Source organism: Microbacterium sp. PRC9, from assembly GCF_031844125.1.
Lineage (GTDB): Bacteria > Actinomycetota > Actinomycetes > Actinomycetales > Microbacteriaceae > Microbacterium.
The window spans coordinates 1-1471 of record NZ_JAUZUR010000019.1 but is presented as its reverse complement, the minus strand read 5'-3'; the positions used below and the strand labels follow the sequence as shown (position 1 = coordinate 1471).

Annotated in this window: 1 protein-coding gene; it reads left to right on the top strand. The window is 67.3% G+C overall.

The genetic code is table 11. The annotated features are described in order from the left end of the window. Window positions 1–1470, top strand: a 1470-nt coding sequence (locus Q9R33_RS20450) for a CoA-acylating methylmalonate-semialdehyde dehydrogenase (RefSeq protein WP_311294949.1), incomplete at its 5' end; no start/stop codon positions are given. Between the last annotated feature and the right edge of the window lies 1 nt (window position 1471).

Below are 1471 nucleotides of genomic sequence, written 5' to 3'. Positions count from 1 at the left end.
GGTCGCACGGCGCCGGTGTACAACCCGGCGACGGGTGCGGTATCGGCCCGGGTCGCGTTGGCCGATCAGGCGGAGATCGACGAGGCGATCGCGTCCGCGGTGTCCGGGTACCAGGTCTGGAAGGGGTACTCGATCGCGCGGCGCCAGACGGTGCTGTTCGCGTTCCGGGAGTTGCTGAACGCCCGCAAGCGGGAGTTGGCCGAGATCATCACCGCGGAGCACGGCAAGGTGCTCTCCGACGCGATGGGCGAGATCCTCCGCGGCCAGGAAGTGGTGGAGCTGGCCACCGGCTTCCCGCACCTGATCAAGGGCGCGTTCAGCGAGAACGCGTCCACCGGGATCGACGTCTATTCACTCAAGCAGCCGCTGGGGGTGGTCGGCATCATCTCGCCCTTCAATTTCCCCGCGATGGTGCCGATGTGGTTCTTCCCGATCGCGATCGCCGCCGGCAACGCCGTGATCCTGAAGCCCAGCGAGAAGGACCCGTCCGCGGCGCTGTGGCTCGCCGAACTGTGGCAGGAGGCGGGCCTGCCGGACGGGGTGTTCACGGTGCTGCAGGGCGACAAACTCGCCGTGGACGGCCTCCTCACCAGTCCGGACGTGCAGTCCATCTCGTTCGTCGGGTCCACGCCGATCGCGCAGTACATCTACGAGACCGCGTCGCGTCACGGCAAGCGGGTGCAGGCGCTCGGTGGCGCGAAGAACCACATGCTGGTGCTTCCCGACGCCGACCTGGACCTGGTCGCCGACCAGGCCGTGAACGCCGGCTACGGCGCCGCCGGGGAACGCTGCATGGCAATCAGTGTCGTGCTCGCCGTCGAGCCCGTCGCCGACGACCTGATCACGAAGATCTCCGACCGCATCGCGAAGCTCAAGATCGGCAACGGGGCCGGCGTCGACGGTGTCGAGCCCGACATGGGACCGCTGATCACCGACATCCACCGCGACAAGGTCTCGAGCTATGTCGACATCGCCGAGCAGGACGGCGCGACCATCGTCGTCGACGGCCGCGGGTTCACCGTCGACGGGCACGAGGACGGGTTCTTCTTCGGCCCCACCCTGATCGACGACATCCCCACCACCAGCCGCGCCTATCAGGAGGAGATCTTCGGCCCCGTCCTCTCCATCGTCCGGGTCAGCAGCTACGACGAGGGTCTGGAGTTGATCAACTCCGGTCAGTTCGGTAACGGCACCGCGATCTTCACCAACGACGGCGGCGCCGCCCGCCGGTTCCAGAACGAGGTCGAGGTCGGCATGATCGGCATCAACGTGCCCATCCCCGTCCCCGTCGCCTACCACTCCTTCGGCGGCTGGAAGGCCTCGCTGTTCGGCGACGCGAAAGCCTACGGCGTCCACGGCTTCGACTTCTTCACCCGCGAGAAGGCCATCACCTCCCGCTGGCTCGACCCCGCCAGCCGGAGCCTTTCAGAAACCCGCGGCATCAACCTCGGCTTCCCCCAGAACAACTGAC